This is a genomic window from Pseudomonas sp. Eth.TT006 (assembly GCF_054456575.1).
Genome location: NZ_JBTJEN010000004.1, coordinates 318,924 through 336,263 on the forward strand (window position 1 = coordinate 318,924; position 17,340 = coordinate 336,263).

Sequence of the window (17,340 nt, forward strand, 5' to 3'; positions counted from 1 at the left end):
GATTGATGGCGCACCGCAGATGTGTGAGCTCCGAAGAAACCTGTGGGAGCTGGCTTGCCAGCGATGAGGCCCGCTCTGTCACCGCAGAATCCAGATGCAACAGACAAACAAAAACCCGCACTAGGCGGGTTTTGTTTTGAAGCAGATCAGGCGGTCAGTCAGCCAGACGCCAGGTCGTGCCACCCTTGCCGTCTTCCAGCACCACGCCCATGGCGGTGAGCTGGTCGCGGATGCGGTCGGATTCGGCCCAGTCCTTGGCGGCGCGTGCCGCCAGACGCGCGGCAATCAGCGCGTCGACTTCAGCCGCATCGACCCGCCCTTCGGCGCCGGCCTGCAGGAAGTCGTCGGCTTCCAGTTGCAACACACCGAGCACGCTGGCCAGTTCTTTCAGACGTGCCGCCAGACCGGCCGCCGCGTCGAGATCGCTCTCGCGCAGGCGGTTGATCTCACGGACCATCTCGAACAGCACCGCACAGGCTTCCGGCGTGCCGAAGTCGTCGTTCATCACCGTGGTGAAACGCTCGACGAAGGCTTCGCCGCCGGCCGGGGCCACGCTCGGCAGGCCTTTCAACGCGTGGTAGAAACGATCGAGGGCGCCCTTGGCGTCCTTGAGGTTGTCTTCCGAGTAGTTGATCGCGCTGCGGTAATGGCTCGACACCAGCAGGTAACGCACGACTTCCGGGTGGTACTTGTCGAGCACGTCGCGAATGGTGAAGAAGTTGTTCAGGGACTTGGACATCTTCTCGCCATTGATGCGAATCATGCCGCAATGCATCCACGCGTTGGCGTAGGTCTTGCCGGTGGCCGCTTCGCTCTGGGCGATTTCGTTTTCATGGTGCGGAAATTCGAGGTCGCTGCCGCCGCCATGAATGTCGAAAGTCTCGCCGAGGCAGCAGGTGGACATCACCGAGCACTCGATGTGCCAGCCCGGACGCCCGGCGCCCCACGGCGATTCCCAGCTTGGCTCGCCCGGCTTGGCGGCTTTCCACAGCACGAAGTCCAGCGGGTCTTCCTTGGACTCGTCGACTTCGATGCGCGCACCGATGCGCAGGTCTTCGATCTTCTTGCGCGACAGCTTGCCGTAGCCCATGAATTTGGCGACGCGGTAGTACACGTCGCCATTGCCCGGAGCGTAAGCGTAGCCCTTGTCGATCAGGGTCTGGATCATCGCGTGCATGCCCGCAATGTGATCCGTGGCACGCGGCTCCATGTCCGGCTTCTTGATGTTCAGGCGCGCTTCGTCTTCGTGCATCGCGGCGATCATGCGCTCGGTCAACGCTTCGAACGACTCACCGTTCTCGCGGGCACGATTGATGATCTTGTCGTCGATGTCGGTGATATTGCGCACGTAGGTCAAATCGTAACCGCTGAAGCGCAACCAGCGCGTCACCAGGTCGAACGCGACCATGCTGCGCCCGTGGCCGAGGTGGCAGTAGTCGTACACGGTCATGCCGCACACGTACATGCGCACCTTGTTGCCATCCAGCGGCTTGAAGACTTCTTTGCTCTTGGTGAGCGTGTTGTAGATCGTCAGCACTTTAAATTTCCTTGACGCGAATCACTGGCCCCACGAATCACGCAGGGTCACGGTACGGTTGAATACCGGCTGACCTGGTTTCGAATCCTTGATGTCGGCGACGAAGTAGCCTTCGCGCTCGAACTGGAAACGGTCTTCCGGCTGTGCATCGCCCAACGAGGGTTCGGCACGACAACCGGTCAGCACTTGCAGTGAGTCAGGGTTGATGTTGTCGAGGAAACTCGCGCTGTCTTCGGCCTTCTCCGGGTTCGGCGAGCGGAACAGGCGATCGTACAGACGCACTTCGCACTCGATGCTGGCAGCGGCCGGCACCCAGTGGATCACGCCCTTGACCTTGCGGCCTTCAGGGTTCTTGCCCAGGGTGTCCGGGTCGTACGAGCAACGCAGCTCGACGATATTGCCGTCGGCGTCCTTGATCGCTTCGTCGGCACGGATCACGTAGCTGCCGCGCAGACGCACTTCGCCGTTCGGCTCCAGGCGCTTGTAGCCCTTTGGCGGCTCTTCCATGAAGTCATCGCGGTCGATGTAGATTTCACGGGCGAACGGCAGTTTGCGCACGCCGAGTTCTTCTTTCTGCGGGTGACGCGGCAGTTCGAGGTTCTCGACCTGGTCTTGCGGGTAGTTGGTGATCACCACCTTCAACGGACGCAGCACGCACATCGCGCGCGGCGCGTTCGCGTCGAGGTCCTGACGGATGCTGAATTCGAGCATGCCGAAATCGACCACGCCGTCGGAACGGTTGGTGCCGATCATGTCGCAGAAGTTGCGGATCGACGTCGGGGTGTAGCCACGGCGGCGGAAGCCCGACAGCGTCGACATGCGCGGATCGTCCCAACCGTTGACGTGCTTCTCGTCAACCAGTTGCTTGAGCTTGCGCTTGCTGGTGATGGTGTAGTTCAGGTTCAGGCGGCTGAACTCGTACTGGCGCGGGTGCGCCGGCACTGGCAACGCGTCGAGGAACCACTCGTACAGCGGACGATGGCTTTCGAACTCGAGGGTGCAGATCGAGTGGGTGATGCCTTCGATGGCGTCCGACTGACCGTGGGTGAAGTCGTAGTTCGGGTAGATGCACCACTTGTCACCGGTCTGGTGGTGATGGGCGTGGCGGATGCGGTACATGATCGGGTCGCGCAGGTTCATGTTCGGCGAGGCCATGTCGATCTTCGCGCGGAGCACGCGGGCGCCGTCCGGGAACTCACCGGCGCGCATGCGGGCGAACAGGTCGAGGTTGTCTTCCACCGAACGGTCGCGGAACGGGCTGTTCTTGCCCGGCTCGGTCAGCGTGCCACGGTATTCCTTGGCCTGCTCAGGGGTCAGATCATCGACGTAGGCCTTGCCGGCCTTGATCAGTTCCACCGCCCAGTCGTGCAACTGGTCGAAATACTGCGAGGCGTAGCGCACTTCGCCGGACCACTCGAAACCCAGCCATTTGACGTCGGATTCGATCGCGTCGATGTATTCCTGGTCTTCCTTGGCCGGGTTGGTGTCGTCGAAACGCAGGTGCGTGACGCCGCCGAACTCCTGGGCCAGGCCGAAGTTCACACAGATCGACTTGGCGTGGCCGATGTGCAGGTAGCCGTTGGGCTCAGGCGGAAAACGGGTGACGATCTGGGTGTGCTTGCCCGAGTCCAGGTCTGCCTGGATGATCGGCCGCAGGAAATTGACCGGCACGGCAGGGCCGGACTTGGCATTCGAGGTAGGGTCGACAGTGGGCTTGCTCATAGGATCCTTGACTTACTGGTGCGCGGCCGCAGTGGGGGCCAGACAAAACAAAGCCGCTATCATAGCCGATGCTGTCAAGGGGCTGACAGAGCAAGGCCTGTAAAGCAGCGCAATTAATCGCCGGGATGTGAAAAACAGCCTCGAAATTCGCGCCTGTCACGCTAAACTGCGCACCTTGGCCGAAGCAGGCTGAACCGGTTTCGGTCCTCAGTGTCCGAAAACCACGAATTCCCTAGAAGAGTAGCGATCATGACTCAAGTCAAACTGACCACCAACTATGGCGACATCATCATCGAACTGAACGCTGAAAAGGCGCCTGTCACCACCGCCAACTTCATCGAATACGTCAAGAAAGGTCACTACGAGAACGTCGTGTTCCACCGTGTGATCAAGGGTTTCATGATCCAGGGCGGCGGTTTCGAGCCTGGCATGCAGGAAAAGAAAGACAAGAGCCCGAGCATCCAGAACGAAGCCGACAACGGTCTGAAGAACGACAAGTACACCATCGCCATGGCCCGTACCATGGACCCGCATTCGGCTTCGGCGCAGTTCTTCATCAACGCCTCCGACAACAGCTTCCTCAACCACACCGCCAAGACCGCTCAGGGCTGGGGCTACGCCGTGTTCGGTAAAGTGGTTGCCGGTACCGATGTCGTCGACAAGATCGAAGGCGTAGCCACCACTTCCAAGGCCGGTCACCAGGACGTGCCGAAAGACGACGTGATCATCGAGAAAGCCGAGATCATCGAAGCGTGATATTGCTGATTTCAGACTTGCATCTGGAAGAGGAGCGCCCGGACATTACCCGGGCGTTTCTGGATTTGCTCGCCGGACGCGCCCGCTCGGCGAGTGCGTTGTACATTCTCGGCGACTTTTTCGAGGTGTGGATTGGCGACGACGCCATGACACCCTTCCAGCGCTCCATCTGCCAGGCTCTGCGCCAATTGAGCGACAGCGGCACGGCGATTTTTCTGATGCACGGCAATCGCGACTTCCTGCTCGGCAAGGCCTTCTGCAAGGAAGCCGGCTGCACGCTGTTGAAGGACCCGAGTGTCGCGCAGTTTTACGGCGAGCCGGTACTGCTGATGCATGGCGACAGCCTGTGCACCCGCGACGTCGGCTATATGAAGCTGCGGCGCTACCTGCGCAATCCGATCACCCTGTTCATCCTGCGCCATCTGCCGCTGAGCACTCGCCATAAACTGGCGCGCAAGCTGCGCAGCGAAAGCCGTGCGCAAACGCGGATGAAGGCCAATGACATTGTTGATGTCACACCCGAGGAAATTCCGCGGGTGATGCAGCAGTTCGGGGTGAAAACCCTGATCCACGGCCACACCCATCGTCCGGCGATCCACAAGCTGCAGCTCGGCGAGCAGGCGGCGAAGCGGATTGTACTGGGGGATTGGGATCGGCAGGGCTGGGCGTTGCAGGTGGATGAGAGCGGGTTTGCGTTGGCGCCGTTTGATTTTGTTCCGCCAGCGGCTTTGCCTGCCCCCATGAACTGAAAGCCAGAATCAAAAGATCGCAGCCTTCGGCAGCTCCTACAGGGAAATGCATTCCAATGTAGGAGCTGCCGAAGGCTGCGATCTTTTAGCAATCACCGCACAATCAATGCCCGGAAGCTGCCGGCCCCGCCTTCGCCGCAAACGGCGGTTTCGCCAGCCACACAATCAGTATCAACCCCATGAACCCCCAACCCAGCAACGTGAAGTAATCCACGGTGGAGAGCATGTACGCCTGGCTGGTGAGGATTTGGTCCATCTGCGCGTACGCCGACTGGCTGGCGCCGCCCAGATGGTTCAGGGTCTCGCGGGTTGCCGGCTCGTAGGTGCTGATGCTTTCGCTCATGTAGGCATGGTGCTGATCGGCGCGGCGGATCCAGATCCACGTGGTCAGCGATGCCGCGAAGCTGCCGCCCAGGGTCCGCAGGAAGGTCGCCAGGCCGGCGCCGTCGGCGATCTGGCTCGGCGGAAGGTCGGACATCAGGATGCTCAGGGTCGGCATGAAGAACAGCGCCACACCAATGCCCATGAACAGTTGCACCAGAGCGATGTGCTGGAAGTCCACCTCGTTGGTGAACCCGGCGCGCATGAAGCAGCTCAGGCCAATCGCGAGGAACGCCAGCCCGGCCAGCAGGCGCAGGTCGAACTTGTGCGCGTACTTGCCGACAAACGGCGACAGCAGCACCGGCAGAATCCCGATCGGCGCCACGGCCAGACCGGCCCAGGTCGCGGTGTAGCCCATCTGCGTCTGCAGCCATTGCGGCAGAATCAGGTTGATGCCGAAGAACCCGGCGTAACCCAGCACCAGCACCAGCGTGCCGACCCGGAAATTGCGGTAGGCGAACAGCCGCAGGTTGACCACCGGATGCTGATCAGTCATTTCCCAGATCACGAACACCGCCAGCGCGATCACCGAAATCGCCGCGCCGATGATGATGAAGTTCGATTCGAACCAGTCCAGGTCATTGCCCTTATCGAGGATCACCTGCAGCGCGCCGACGCCGATGATCAGGCTGATCAGCCCGACGTAATCCATCGGCTGACGGCTGGTTTCCACCGGACGCTTGGCCAGTTGCGAACGCACCACCATCACCGCAAAGATGCCGATCGGTACGTTGATGAAGAAGATCCACGGCCAGCTGTAGCTGTCGGTAATCCAGCCACCGAGAATCGGCCCGGCAATCGGCGCCACCACCGTGACCATCGCCAGCAACGCCAGGGCCATGCCGCGCCTCGCGGGGGGATAGACCGCAATCAGCAGCGTCTGGGTCATCGGGTACAGCGGCCCGGCCACCAGACCTTGCAGTACACGGAAGCCGATCAGCTCGGGCATCGAAGTGGAGATACCGCAAAGGAACGAGGCCAGCACAAACAGGATGGTGGCCCAGAGAAACAGCTTCACCTCGCCGAAACGTCGACTGAGCCAGCCGGTCAGCGGCAGCGCAATCGCGTTACTCACGGCAAACGAGGTGATCACCCAGGTGCCCTGCTCCGAACTCACCCCGAGGTTGCCGGAGATCGTCGGCAGCGCCACGTTGGCGATGGTGGTGTCGAGCACTTGCATGAACGTCGCCAGCGACAGGCCGATGGTGCTGAGCAACAGGCTGGGCGGCGTGAAAGAGGCGTTATTGCTCATTGTGAATCCTATGAAGCCGGGTTGACGCCGTGTCTGTTACAGACACAGCCACCTTTTTTGAAGGAGTGAGCCTTTGTGGTGAGGGGATTTATCCCCGATGGGTCGCGGAAGCGGCCCTCTGTTTATTCACAAAAGCAGGGCCTGCTGCGCAGTCCATCGGGGATAAATCCCCTCACCACAGATCATCCTGAATCCCTTCACCATCAAGACTGTTCCTACAAAGGTGCGGACTCGGGATCAGCGTTGCGCGGTCTTGCTGGCGGCAGCGCTGTTGTCGTGGATCAGCTGCGCAATCATCGCGTCGGCTTCGGCCAGTTGGCGGTCGTAGACGTTGGTGCTGAACGAGGCCTTTTGCGGCGGTTGCTGCGCCAGCACCGGGCCGCTCTGGTCGTGCAGGTTCACTTCAACGTTGGTCGACAGACCGACCCGCAGCGGGTGTTTAGCCAACTCTTCGGCGTTGACGTGAATCCGCACCGGCACACGCTGCACGATCTTGATCCAGTTGCCGGTGGCGTTCTGCGCCGGCAGCAAGGCAAACGCGCTGCCGGTACCGGCGCCGAGGCTGTCGACGGTGCCGCTGTACTTCACGCTGCTGCCATAGATGTCGGACTCGATGTCCACCGGCTGACCAATACGCATGTCACGCAGCTGGGTTTCCTTGAAGTTGGCGTCGATCCACAGCTGATCCAGCGGAATCACCGCCATCAGCGCAGTGCCCGGCTGCACCCGTTGACCGAGTTGCACGGTGCGCTTGGCGACGTAACCGGTGACCGGCGCGATCAGCGTACTGCGCGCGTTGGTCAGGTAGGCCTGGCGCAATTCGGCAGCGGCGGCCATCACGTCCGGATGCGAGGAAATCACGGTGTCATCGACCAGCGCGCTGGTGGTTTTCAGTTGCTGCTTGGCGTTGGCCAGGGCGTTTTGCGCCGAGGTCAGGTCGTCGCGGGCGTGGGACAGTTCTTCCTGGGAAATCGCCCCGCCCTGCGCCAGGTTCTTCCGGCGGTTGTAGTTGTCCTGGGCTTTCTGCACTTCCGCCTGTTGCGCGTTGACCTGGGCTTTCATGCCATCGACGTTACTGTACAGGCCGCGGACCTGACGCACGGTGCGCGCGAGTTTCGCCTGGGCGCTTTGCAGACCGACTTCGGCGTCGTTCGGGTCGAAGTTGACCAGCACCTGACCTTCGTGGACCAGATCACCATCGTCAGCACCGATGCTGACCACGGTGCCGGTGACCAACGGGGTGATTTCCACCACGTTGCCGTTGACGTAGGCGTCGTCGGTGCTTTCGCTGAAGCGTCCGATGAATTCGTGATAGGCCCAGACGCCAGCACCGGCGAGCAGGACCACGAGGGCCAGCACCAGCAGCATCACTTTGCGCTTGCGTGGATTGCCGGTGTCCTGAGTGTTGTCTTGAGTTTGTGTGTTTTCGGCAGTGGCCATGACAAATACCTGAATTAGTTGTGCGGTGTGGCTGGGATGGCGTTGGCTGCGGTCAGGGTGTCACCCTGGAAGCCGCCGCCCAGCGCTTGCATCAGTTGAATCGACAGGTCGATCTGCTCGGCATTGAGGGTCGCCAGTTGACGCTGGGCCTGCAGCAATTGCTGCTCGATGCTGAGCACGTCCAGGTAGTTGCCGATGCCGGAACCGTAACGCTGGACGACGGTGTTGTAAGAGTCCTGAGCAATGTCGGTGGCGTGTTGTTGCGCGCCGATCTGCCGGCCGATATCGCGCAGCTGGTTGATCGTGTCGCTGACATCGCCCAGGGCTTTCACCAGGCTTTTGTTGTACTGCGCCACCGCCAGGTCGTAATCGGCGTCGCGCGCATCGAGGTTGGCGCGCAGGCGTCCGCCGTCGAAGATCGGCACCGAGATGGTCGGGGCTATGTTGAAGAAGCGACTGGCTGAGCCGAACATCGCGTCACCCAGCAGGGATTCGGCACCGGCGGATGCCGTCAGGTTGAGGTTCGGGTAGAAGCGGGTTTTCGCCGAGTCGATGTCCTTGCTCGCCGCTTCCACGCGCCAGCGCGCGGCGACCAGATCCGGACGCCGACCGAGCAGTTCCGCCGGCAAAACCGATGGAACGGCCACGGCGCTGGCCTGCAAGACTTTCGGCCGGGCGATTTCGTTGCCACGGTCCGGCCCTTTGCCAAGCAATACGGCCAGAGCGATTTTCGCGCTGTTCAAGCGCTTTTCCGCATCGATCAGGCTGGCTTCGGAGCTGGCCTCAAGGCTTTGCGTTTGCTGGAACTGGTACTGGCTGTCGATCCCGGCGCTCAAGCGGCGCTGGCTGAGATCCAGCATCTGTCTGGTGCGCTTGAGGTCTTCGTTGGCCAGGTCATAGACGATGTGCGCCTGACCCAGATCGCTGTAAGCTCGGGCTACATCGGCGGCGAGGGTCAACTGTGCGGCCTGGCGGTCGACTTCGGCGGCGCGGGCCTGACCGAGTGCCGCTTCCCAGGCATCACGCTGACCGCCCCACAGGTCGAAGTTGTAATTGAAACCGGCGCTGACGTTACGCACGGTGGCGTAGGCATCGCCCTGCCCGCGCGGGTCCTGATCCTTGGCCAGGCGCGAACGGCTGATGCCGGCGCTGGCGTCGAGGGTCGGATAACGCTCGGCATCGGCGGCGTACGCGGCGGCGCTGGCCTGATGCGCGCGGGCTTCGGCGATCTGCATGTCCGGGCTGTCGCGCAGCGCTTCGCGGATCAGACCGTCGAGCTGCGGATCGCCGAGGCTGGTCCACCAGTCGTTCTTCGGCCACGCGGCCGGCGACAGGCTCACGCCGTTGAGGGACTGGCTGGCGTTGAGGCTTTTCGCCTCAAGGCGTTGGCCCTGAGTGTTGAGGCCGCTGTAGTTGGCGCAGCCGGCGAGGATCATCGCCGACAGCACCAGGGTTAGGCTGCTGCGCAAGGTTTTACCGCTCATTGTGTTCACCCAGGCGCTGGATGGTGATCGGGTCACCGGCTGCCAGCAGGATTTTCTTGAGGATGTATTCCAGGGTCTTCAACTCGTCCGGCGTCACCGCGCCGGCCAGTTCATTCATCGCATCGGCGCCGATGTACGGCAGGCGATCGGCCAGTTGCTGGCCTTGCTCGGTGAGTTTGAGCTGCACCTGACGGCGATCGCCTTCGCTGCGTTGGCGAAGCAGGAAACCTTTCTGCTCCAGACGATCGAGCATGCGCGTCATCGAACCGCTGTCCAGCGACAGGTGCCGGCACAGCTCGGCCGGGGTGTCGACGCCGAACTGGGCCATGATGATCAACACCTTGAACTGCGCGGCGGTGATGCCGTGCGGCTCCATGTGGGTGTCGATGATCCGGTCCTTGAGCAGCGCAGCGCGGCCGAGCAACAGGCCGAGATGGCAGTTTTTGAATTCGTCCGGGGTGAAGTGCTTCATTTGCTCACCTAATAACTGCCTAGGCAGTGAATGTATGTCGAGATGTTACTGCCTAGGCAGCGAATGTCAACGTAATAGTTAGGCTGCTTTGTAATTAGTTGACCAATGGGCTGGGTTTTTCGGTTGTAAAAGCAAAAAGATCGCAGCCTTCGGCAGCTCCTACAGGGGTTGAGGTGAACCCTGTAGGAGCTGCCGAAGGCTGCGATCTTTTGATCTTTCGGAGGGAATCAGAAATCGCGCTTGTAGAAAATATCCAGCGAACTGGCCACGCCACTGGCGGCCTCGACGTACACCTTCTTGCTCAGCTTGTAGCGCAGCGCAATGGTGTTGGCCGGTTCGAACACGCCGACGCCGTAACGCAGGCTGAGTTTTTCGGAGATGTTGCCACTGGCGACCACGCTGGTGGTGTTGCCGCTGCCCTGGGTGTCGAGCTGGAAGTCCTGAATCCCCAGATCCTTGGCCAGACCGCTGGTAACCCCGGAGCTGCCCATCAGGCCCAGGCCCAACGCCGCTTGCGCGAGCATGTTGTTATCTTCGCCGTTGGTGCTCAGCGGACGCCCCAGCACCAGATACGACAGTGCCTGTTCCTGACTCATGGCCGGCTCGGAGAAGATCTGTGTGGTCGGCTGTTCGGCGCTGCCGCTCAGGCGGATACCGGCGATCACGTCGTCGGTCTGGCGAATCGCTTCGATGTCCAGATACGGCTGATCGATCGGCCCGGCAAACAGCAGACGCGCGCGCCGCACATTCAGGCGCTGGCCGTAGGCGCGGTATTTGCCGTCGTTGAGCCACAGCTCGCCACGGGTGTCCATGTTGTCGCCGATGTGCACATGCCCTTGCACGTTGGCGGTCAGGCCAAATCCGGCGAAGGCGAGTTTGTCGTCGCCGACTGCCACGTCGATGTCCATTTTCATCGCCAGCGGCGGCTTGCCCTCCTCAGTCTGCGCGCCGACGATGATCGTGTCGTCGGAGACTTTGACTGTCGAGGGCGGCAACTCGCGCACGGTGATTTCGCCGCGCGGCACCAACACCTTGCCGGCAACTTTCAGCTCATCGCCGGCCATGGAAATCTTCAGGTCCGGCGCGACTTCCAGCTTGGCGTACGGCTCGACCGTGACCGGCAATTGCGTGCCCTTGAGCGCCAGGTCGACCAGTAGCGCCTGGCCCCAGGCGACATCGCCGTTGAGGCTGCCCTGGCCGGTTTTGCCGCTGTTCCAGCCGCCGTCCAGACGCACCGACTCACCGGCGATCACCGCAGTCAGTTGCAGGTTCTGCAACTCCATCGGCAGCTCGGCGCCGGACACTTCGCCGTCGCTGAGTTTGACCGTGCCGTTGACCAGTGGCGCCAGCAGTCCGCCGGAAAGGGTGCCGCTGCCGTTCAGGCGCCCGGTGAGTTTCTCGACCATCGGCACAAACGGCCGCGCCACCGACAGGTCCAGACCGCTGAGACGGAACGAGCCACTCAACGGTTTGTTTTTCGGCAGCGGATTGAGCTGCGCCTGCACCATCAGTTCGCCGAGTTTGCCGCCGACGAAGTTGAGGTCGGTGTCGACGCGCTTCGGCGTGAGTTTGCTGGTGAGCTTGAGGGTCTGGTACGGGAAGTCCAGCCACTGATCCTTTTCCTTCATGCGCAAGGTGCCGCCGCTGGCGTCGATGCTGACCACGCCGTTCGGGCCGCTGGCCGGCAGGTCCAGTTGCAGGTCGGCATTGAGCTTGCCCTGCCAGGCGAAATCCTTCGGCAGCCATTGCGCGAGGCTTTCAATCGGGAACTGTTTGAGGTGGTAACGCAGTTTCGGCTCGGGCATCAGGCGTTGGTCTTCACCGCACAAACTGGCATTGCCGGAGATCCAGCAGTGCGCGCCGAAGTTGATCTTGCCATCGGCCAGGCGTTCGAGTTTTGCCGGATTCTGCAGTTTCCAGTCCTGTCCGCCGGCCTGAACGTCACCGCTGGCCAGACGCCCGCGCCAGTTGCCCTTATCCAGATTGCCGTCGAGGCCCAGGGCCAGTTTCAGCTTCGGCCCAAGCAGTTCGAGATTGAGTTTCTGGCTTTTGATATCGCCTTGAGCGCTCGCAGTCAGCACGCCGAGGTTGGTGTCGCCGGTCTGAATGCCGCTGCCCTTCAGATCGATCTTCGCCCGTTGCGCGCTGTCGAGGGTGGCATCGAGGTTGAGGCTTTGCAGGCGATTGTCCTGGAACGCCAGTTGCGAACCTTGCAGGCCGAGTTTGCCTTGCGGCGCTTTCAGCGTGCCGGCGACGTTGACTTGCCCGGTGACCTGCCCGCGCAGCTGCGGCCAGAGCTGGGCCAGCCGCGTCAGCTTGATGTCGATCTGCCCGTTGAGTTTCTGTTGCAGGCTGCCCTTGCCGCTGATGCTGTTGTCGCCGAGGCGGATCTGCAGGGCGTTGAGGTTCCACTGCTCGCCGGCGCCGTCCGCCTTGGCCTGGAGGATCGTCGGTTGGCCGCGCAGTTTGCCCTTGAGGTCGAGGTCGGCGCTCAGACTCAGGCGTTCATTTTTCATCTCGCCTTTGCTTTTCAGCGGTCCGGCCAAGGTGCCCGGCAACTCCGCGACCCAGTACGCCGGGTTCAGTGCCGACAGCTCCAGCGCCGTGTCCCAGGCGATGCCATCGGCGAACTGCACATTGACATGACCTTCGGCCTTGCCCTGCCCGGTTTGCATTTGCAGTTGCGGCAAAGCGATCTGTTGCAGGTTGCCGCTGAACGGACTGCTCAGGCTGAACGCCCCCGCCGGGCCGTCCAGAGCGGCGGCGAAGTTACCGATGTACTGGCCGTCGGTGTAGGAGACTTCGCCGGTGAACGTACGCAATGCGACTTGCGGCTCGTCGATCTCGGGATACAAGCGATGCCACGGGAAATCCTGCCAGTTGATATTGGCCTGCGCTGTCAGGCCTTTGCTCCAGTCGACGCTGCCGGTGAGTTTCAGGCTTTGTTTGTCGTTGGCCGTAAGATCGAGGCCGGCGATCTGTGCGCCGCTGGCGTCAACCTTGCCCTGGAGCAGCAGCGCCACTGGGGCTTTTTCCGCAGGCAATGTGGCGTTGCCGAGCAACTGGTAACCGTTCTTCAGGTCGCCTTCGCCAGTCAGCATCAGTTGATTGAATTGCAGGGTGTCCGGCAGATCGGCGCTCGGTTTGAACGCGTCACTGGTGATGCGCACTTTGGCCGGGAGGTTTTCCGCCAGTGGCTGCAGCTCGCCGCTCAATTGGCCGTCGAGGTAACCGTGGCTGTCGGCGTGCAGGTTGAGGGTTTTCAGCAGATCACCGTCAACCTTCAGCGCCAGGTTCCAGGGTTCGTTGCCCACCGCTGGCAGGGTCAGGTCGCCGGCCAGATTCAACGGCCAGTTGCCGCGCGGTTGCAGCAGGCCCGAAAGGTTCAGGCTGAGGTCGTCGCGTTGCAGTTTGACGCTGTCGATCTGCAACCCCTGCGCAGTCCAGTGCGCCGCCAGTTGCAGATCCTTGAGCTGCTCGCTGCCGTTGAACAGCAGACTGCCGACCTGCACTTCGCCCAGCTCGATGGCCACCGGCAATTGCAGATCCGGCAGTTTGATCGGGCCGCTTTCAGTAACCTCTTCACTCGGCGGGAATTGCAGGATCACCTGATCGGCCTTGAGCTGTTCGATGCACAGGGTCATGCGCGTCAGGCACAGCGGCGACCAGGCGAAAATTGGCCGGTTCAGCTCGACGCGGCTGCTGCCCTGTTGCCACAGCAGACGATCGGCGCTCCACTGGCCGCCGAGGCGCCCGTGGAAATTCTCCACGCTCAAACCCGGCACCAAGCCCAGCGCCCAGCGGCTGCCGGCCTGCGTACCGAGTACCGCACTGATGCTCAATACGATCAACAACAGCAGCGCCAGCAGCGTCAGCGCCGTAATTTTCAAACCACGCTTCACAGCTCAGGCCCCATGGAAAAGTGCAGCCGGATGCCGCCGTCGTCGTCCAGCGCGTGGGCCAGGTCGAGGCGGATCGGCCCCACCGGCGAAACCCAGCGCACACCGATACCGACCCCGGTCTTGAGGCTCGGCAGTTCGAGTTTGTTGAAAGAGTTGCCCTGATCGACGAAGGTCGCGATCCGCCATTTCTCCGCAATCGAATATTGATACTCGACACTGCCGGCGACCATGTAACGCCCACCGATGCGGTCGCCCTCGGCGTTTTTCGGCGACAGGCTCTGGTAGTCGTAACCGCGCACGCTCTGATCGCCACCGGCAAAGAAACGCAGCGACGGCGGGATCGAGTTGTAGCCGTTGGTGGCGCTGCCGCCGACCTGCACCCGACCGAGGAAGCGATGGTTGTCGAACACCGTGGTCAGGCCTTTGATCAACGCCGTGCCATACAGCAGGTTGTTGTCCGAGCCGAGGCCTTCTTTCGCCACTTTGCTTTCAAAGGTCAGGCGATAGCCGTTGTGCGGGTCGATGCGGTTGTCGCTTTTCAGGTACGAATAGCTGATGCCGGGCATCAACAAGGTGCTGAGGCCGGAATCGTCGCCGAGCTGATACTCCTCGCGCTGCCATTTCAGCGAGATCACTCGCTGCCAGCCGCTGGGCAACTTGCTGTGCCATTCCGGGCCGAAGGTCAGCAGCTTGCTCAGGGTGTCGGAGCCGTCGATGTCTTCGTATTGATAACCGCCGGCCCAGCGCAGTTTGTCGGTCAGCGGCGGGTCGAGCGGGATGTCATAGAACAGCCCGACGTTTTGCCGTGGCGCCGACAGCTCGGCCTCCCAGCCGTAGCTGTCGCCCTGCGGATTGACCCAGTGGCGGGTCCAGTTGGCCTTGATCCGCGGGCCGACGTCGGTCGAATACCCGAGACCGAGGCCCATGGTGCGCGGCTTGCGCGTGTCGAGTTTGACCTCGACCGGGATCACCTGGTTTTGCGCCGCGGTCGGCGCGGCATCGACCCGCACGCCTTCGAAGTAGCCGCTCGATTGCAGGTCGCGGTTGAGTTCGGCGATCAGCTCGGAGTCGTACGGGTCGCCGGCCTTGAACGGCACCATGCGCTGCAACAGGTCTTCATCGAACGGTGTGTCGCCCTCGAAACTGACCTTGCCCAGCGCATAGCGCGGGCCGCTTTCGTAAATCAGTTCAACATCGGCCACCCCGGCACGCGGATCGACCAAAAGTTTCTGGCTGGTGAAATGGCCGCTGAAGAAGCCGAAACGCGAAGCCTGATTCTGGATCAGCCGTTTGGCGTCTTCATAACGCCCATGATTGAGGACCGCGCCGGACTTGAGCGTATCGCTGCTCGGCAGCCGAAAGGATTTGAGCGAGGCCGCCGGGCCATTGACTTGAATGGTGACGTTGCGCAGGCGAATCGGTTCGCCAGGGTCGATGTTCAGCACCAGGCGCGGCTTTTCGCCGCCCTTCACGTCGCTGTCAATCTGCGGCTGGTAATAACCCAAGGCCTGCGCGGCTTTGCGCGCCTGCTCTTCGGCGCCGCGACTGAAGCGCAACAAGGCTTGTTCGTCACGATCGCCGAGACTGCCGATATAGCCTTCTATATTGGCCTTGAGTTCGTCGTTGGACGGTTTGATCCGCACGTCCAATTCGCTTTGCGCCAGCGCCGCGCAGCTGGTTAACAGCATGAGCACGCCACTGGTAAATCTTCCGGGAAACTTCATAGGCGCGGATGCTATCACGGGCTTGGGAGCGTGATAGAACAGGAAATTTCCCAAGAAGTTCGATCGTCATGCTGTTGCAGTTTGTAACACCTGCGGATTGGCATGGAAAAACACGTGTTCGCGCACCGGGCCGACGGCGACTTCGCCGATCTCTTCGTAGCCCTGACGTTTATAGAATTCCAGGTAGCGCGGGTTGCCGGTGTCGAGCACTACGCCTCGGGAGGTTTCGTCCACCGCGCACCAGTTGTGCACCGCCGTCAGCAACTGCTCGCCGAAGTGCTGGCCCTGAAACTGCGGATGAATCCCCAGCAGCGGCAACATGTGCACCGAGTCACCGGGTACGCAGGCGGCGACCGCCGCGTGGTACTCCAGATAACGCCGGGTGCAACGGAACCCGGTACTGAGCACCATGCGCAGGCGCCAGGCCCAGCTTTCGGTGACGCCCAGGCGCCGCTGCGGTGGCGCGATCAGGGCGATGCCGATCAACCGGTCATTGACCAGCAGGCCGATCGCCGGTTGATCCTGGAGGAAGTGCTGCTTGACCAGTTCGCGCACCGTCGCCCGCACGCGCTGCTCATAGCCCGGCCGCTCGGCCTCGAACAGGTAACCGAAGGTCGGCTCGTGGCGGTAAGCCTGATACAGCAAGGAGCGGGCTTCGCGCGAGTAGCCGCGGTCGAGCATGTGGATGTCGGCGATGGCAGTCTGGGTTTCAGGCATGGCGGTGATTCTCCACGGGGCGCGTGCAAAGGGTTGCGTTGTTTTTGCTACGAACCTTTTGCGGGTGGCGCAGTTCCCCACAGGTATAGACCAAGGCGGGATCTTCATCGACAGGTCGGGCCTCATCGCTGGCAAGCCAGCTCCCACAGTGTCCGCGTCGGACACAAATTAGCTGCACACAACTGAACCTGTGGGAGCTGGCTTGCAAGCGATGGGCCCTAAAGAGTTCCTTCATCTGACAGAACAAAGGGAATCTGCCCACCCCACACTGGCCCCCATCCCACATGTCAGCTAGCATCGCCCTTTTGCCAGGACTGCCACCCATGAAGATCGTTTCCTTCAACATCAACGGACTGCGCGCCCGTCCGCATCAGCTGGCAGCGCTGATTGAAAAGCATCAGCCGGACGTGATCGGCCTGCAGGAAACCAAGGTCCACGACGACCAATTCCCGCTGGAAGAAGTGCGTGCGCTGGGTTATCACGTTTATTTTCATGGCCAGAAAGGTCACTACGGCGTCGCCCTGCTCTCGCGCAACGAGCCGATTGCCATTCACAAAGGCTTCGCCACCGATGAAGAAGACGCCCAGCGCCGCTTTATCTGGGGCACTTTCGCCGACGCCAATGGCGTGCCGGTGACCATCATGAACGGCTACTTCCCCCAGGGCGAAAGCCGTGACCACCCGACCAAGTTCCCGGCCAAGCAACGCTTCTACAGCGATCTGCAGGCCCTGCTGGAAAGCCAGTTTCACAACGAGCAGCCACTGGTGGTGATGGGCGATGTGAACATTTCCCCGGAAGACTGCGACATCGGCATCGGCCCGGACAACATGAAGCGCTGGCTGAAAACCGGCAAATGCAGCTTCCTGCCGGAAGAGCGCGAGTGGATGGCGCGCCTGAAAAACTGGGGCCTGACTGACAGCTTCCGTCACCTGAACCCGGACGTTACGGACACCTTCAGCTGGTTCGACTATCGCAGCCGTGGCTTTGAAGACGAGCCCAAACGTGGCCTGCGGATCGACGTGATCCTCGCCTCGCATGGTCTGTTGCCGCGAGTGAAGGATGCGGGGGTGGACTATGAACTGCGTGGGATGGAGAAGCCGTCGGATCACGCGCCGATCTGGCTGGAATTGAGCTGATATACGGCAAGATCAAAAGATCGCAGCCTGCGGCAGCTCCTACATTGGAACGCGTTTCCGTGTAGGAG

12 protein-coding genes are annotated in these 17,340 nt (G+C 61.6%); 3 read left to right on the forward strand and 9 right to left on the reverse strand.

Features of this window, described 5'->3' with window-relative positions:
- Positions 1-154 precede the first annotated feature (154 nt).
- Both cysS and ACXR0M_RS09215 read right to left on the reverse strand, forming a co-directional pair.
- Complete coding sequence (gene cysS / locus ACXR0M_RS09210; protein WP_458831600.1) at positions 155-1,537, reverse strand: cysteine--tRNA ligase; 1,383 nt, start codon at positions 1,535-1,537, stop codon at positions 155-157.
- A 21-nt stretch (positions 1,538-1,558) separates the two neighbouring features.
- The gene (locus ACXR0M_RS09215) at positions 1,559-3,259 is read right to left on the reverse strand and encodes a glutamine--tRNA ligase/YqeY domain fusion protein (RefSeq protein WP_458831601.1); all 1,701 of its coding nucleotides are present in this window, start codon (positions 3,257-3,259) and stop codon (positions 1,559-1,561) included.
- Positions 3,260-3,508: 249 nt separating this feature from the next.
- On the opposite strand from ACXR0M_RS09215, the gene ACXR0M_RS09220 reads away from it, so the two are divergent.
- Together ACXR0M_RS09220 and lpxH are read left to right on the forward strand one after the other, a co-directional pair.
- Positions 3,509-4,015, forward strand: coding sequence for a peptidylprolyl isomerase (locus ACXR0M_RS09220; RefSeq protein ID WP_458831602.1), 507 nt, complete (start codon positions 3,509-3,511; stop codon positions 4,013-4,015).
- The gene (gene lpxH, locus ACXR0M_RS09225) at positions 4,012-4,764 is read left to right on the forward strand and encodes a UDP-2,3-diacylglucosamine diphosphatase (RefSeq protein WP_458831603.1); all 753 of its coding nucleotides are present in this window, start codon (positions 4,012-4,014) and stop codon (positions 4,762-4,764) included. Before ACXR0M_RS09220 ends, lpxH begins: the two co-directional genes overlap by 4 nt.
- Before the next feature lie 103 nt (positions 4,765-4,867).
- Here lpxH and ACXR0M_RS09230 read toward each other — a convergent pair whose 3' ends face one another.
- From ACXR0M_RS09230 to ACXR0M_RS09260, 7 genes are all read right to left on the reverse strand, one after another.
- On the reverse strand, positions 4,868-6,397 hold the full coding sequence (locus tag ACXR0M_RS09230; RefSeq protein ID WP_458831604.1) for a DHA2 family efflux MFS transporter permease subunit: 1,530 nt from the start codon (positions 6,395-6,397) through the stop codon (positions 4,868-4,870).
- 237 nt (positions 6,398-6,634) lie between these two features.
- Positions 6,635-7,837, reverse strand: a complete 1,203-nt coding sequence (locus ACXR0M_RS09235; RefSeq protein WP_458831605.1) for an efflux RND transporter periplasmic adaptor subunit — start codon at positions 7,835-7,837, stop codon at positions 6,635-6,637.
- A 14-nt stretch (positions 7,838-7,851) separates the two neighbouring features.
- On the reverse strand, positions 7,852-9,321 hold the full coding sequence (locus ACXR0M_RS09240; RefSeq protein ID WP_458831606.1) for an efflux transporter outer membrane subunit: 1,470 nt from the start codon (positions 9,319-9,321) through the stop codon (positions 7,852-7,854).
- The gene (locus ACXR0M_RS09245; RefSeq protein ID WP_458831607.1) at positions 9,311-9,793 is read right to left on the reverse strand and encodes a MarR family winged helix-turn-helix transcriptional regulator; all 483 of its coding nucleotides are present in this window, start codon (positions 9,791-9,793) and stop codon (positions 9,311-9,313) included. Before ACXR0M_RS09245 ends, ACXR0M_RS09240 begins: the two co-directional genes overlap by 11 nt.
- Before the next feature lie 227 nt (positions 9,794-10,020).
- Positions 10,021-13,695, reverse strand: a complete 3,675-nt coding sequence (locus ACXR0M_RS09250) for a translocation/assembly module TamB domain-containing protein (RefSeq protein WP_458831608.1) — start codon at positions 13,693-13,695, stop codon at positions 10,021-10,023.
- Complete coding sequence (locus tag ACXR0M_RS09255; RefSeq protein ID WP_458831609.1) at positions 13,692-15,419, reverse strand: autotransporter assembly complex protein TamA; 1,728 nt, start codon at positions 15,417-15,419, stop codon at positions 13,692-13,694. The genes ACXR0M_RS09250 and ACXR0M_RS09255 overlap by 4 nt, the downstream gene beginning before the upstream one ends.
- A gap of 66 nt (positions 15,420-15,485) precedes the next feature.
- Positions 15,486-16,136: a GNAT family N-acetyltransferase gene (locus tag ACXR0M_RS09260; protein ID WP_458831610.1), complete on the reverse strand. Its 651-nt coding sequence runs from the start codon at positions 16,134-16,136 to the stop codon at positions 15,486-15,488.
- Between the two features lie 323 nt (positions 16,137-16,459).
- Between ACXR0M_RS09260 and xthA the strand changes: the two genes are divergently transcribed.
- Positions 16,460-17,272 (forward strand): exodeoxyribonuclease III, encoded by an 813-nt coding sequence (xthA, locus tag ACXR0M_RS09265; protein ID WP_458831611.1) that lies wholly within the window; start codon positions 16,460-16,462, stop codon positions 17,270-17,272.
- Positions 17,273-17,340: the final 68 nt, after the last annotated feature.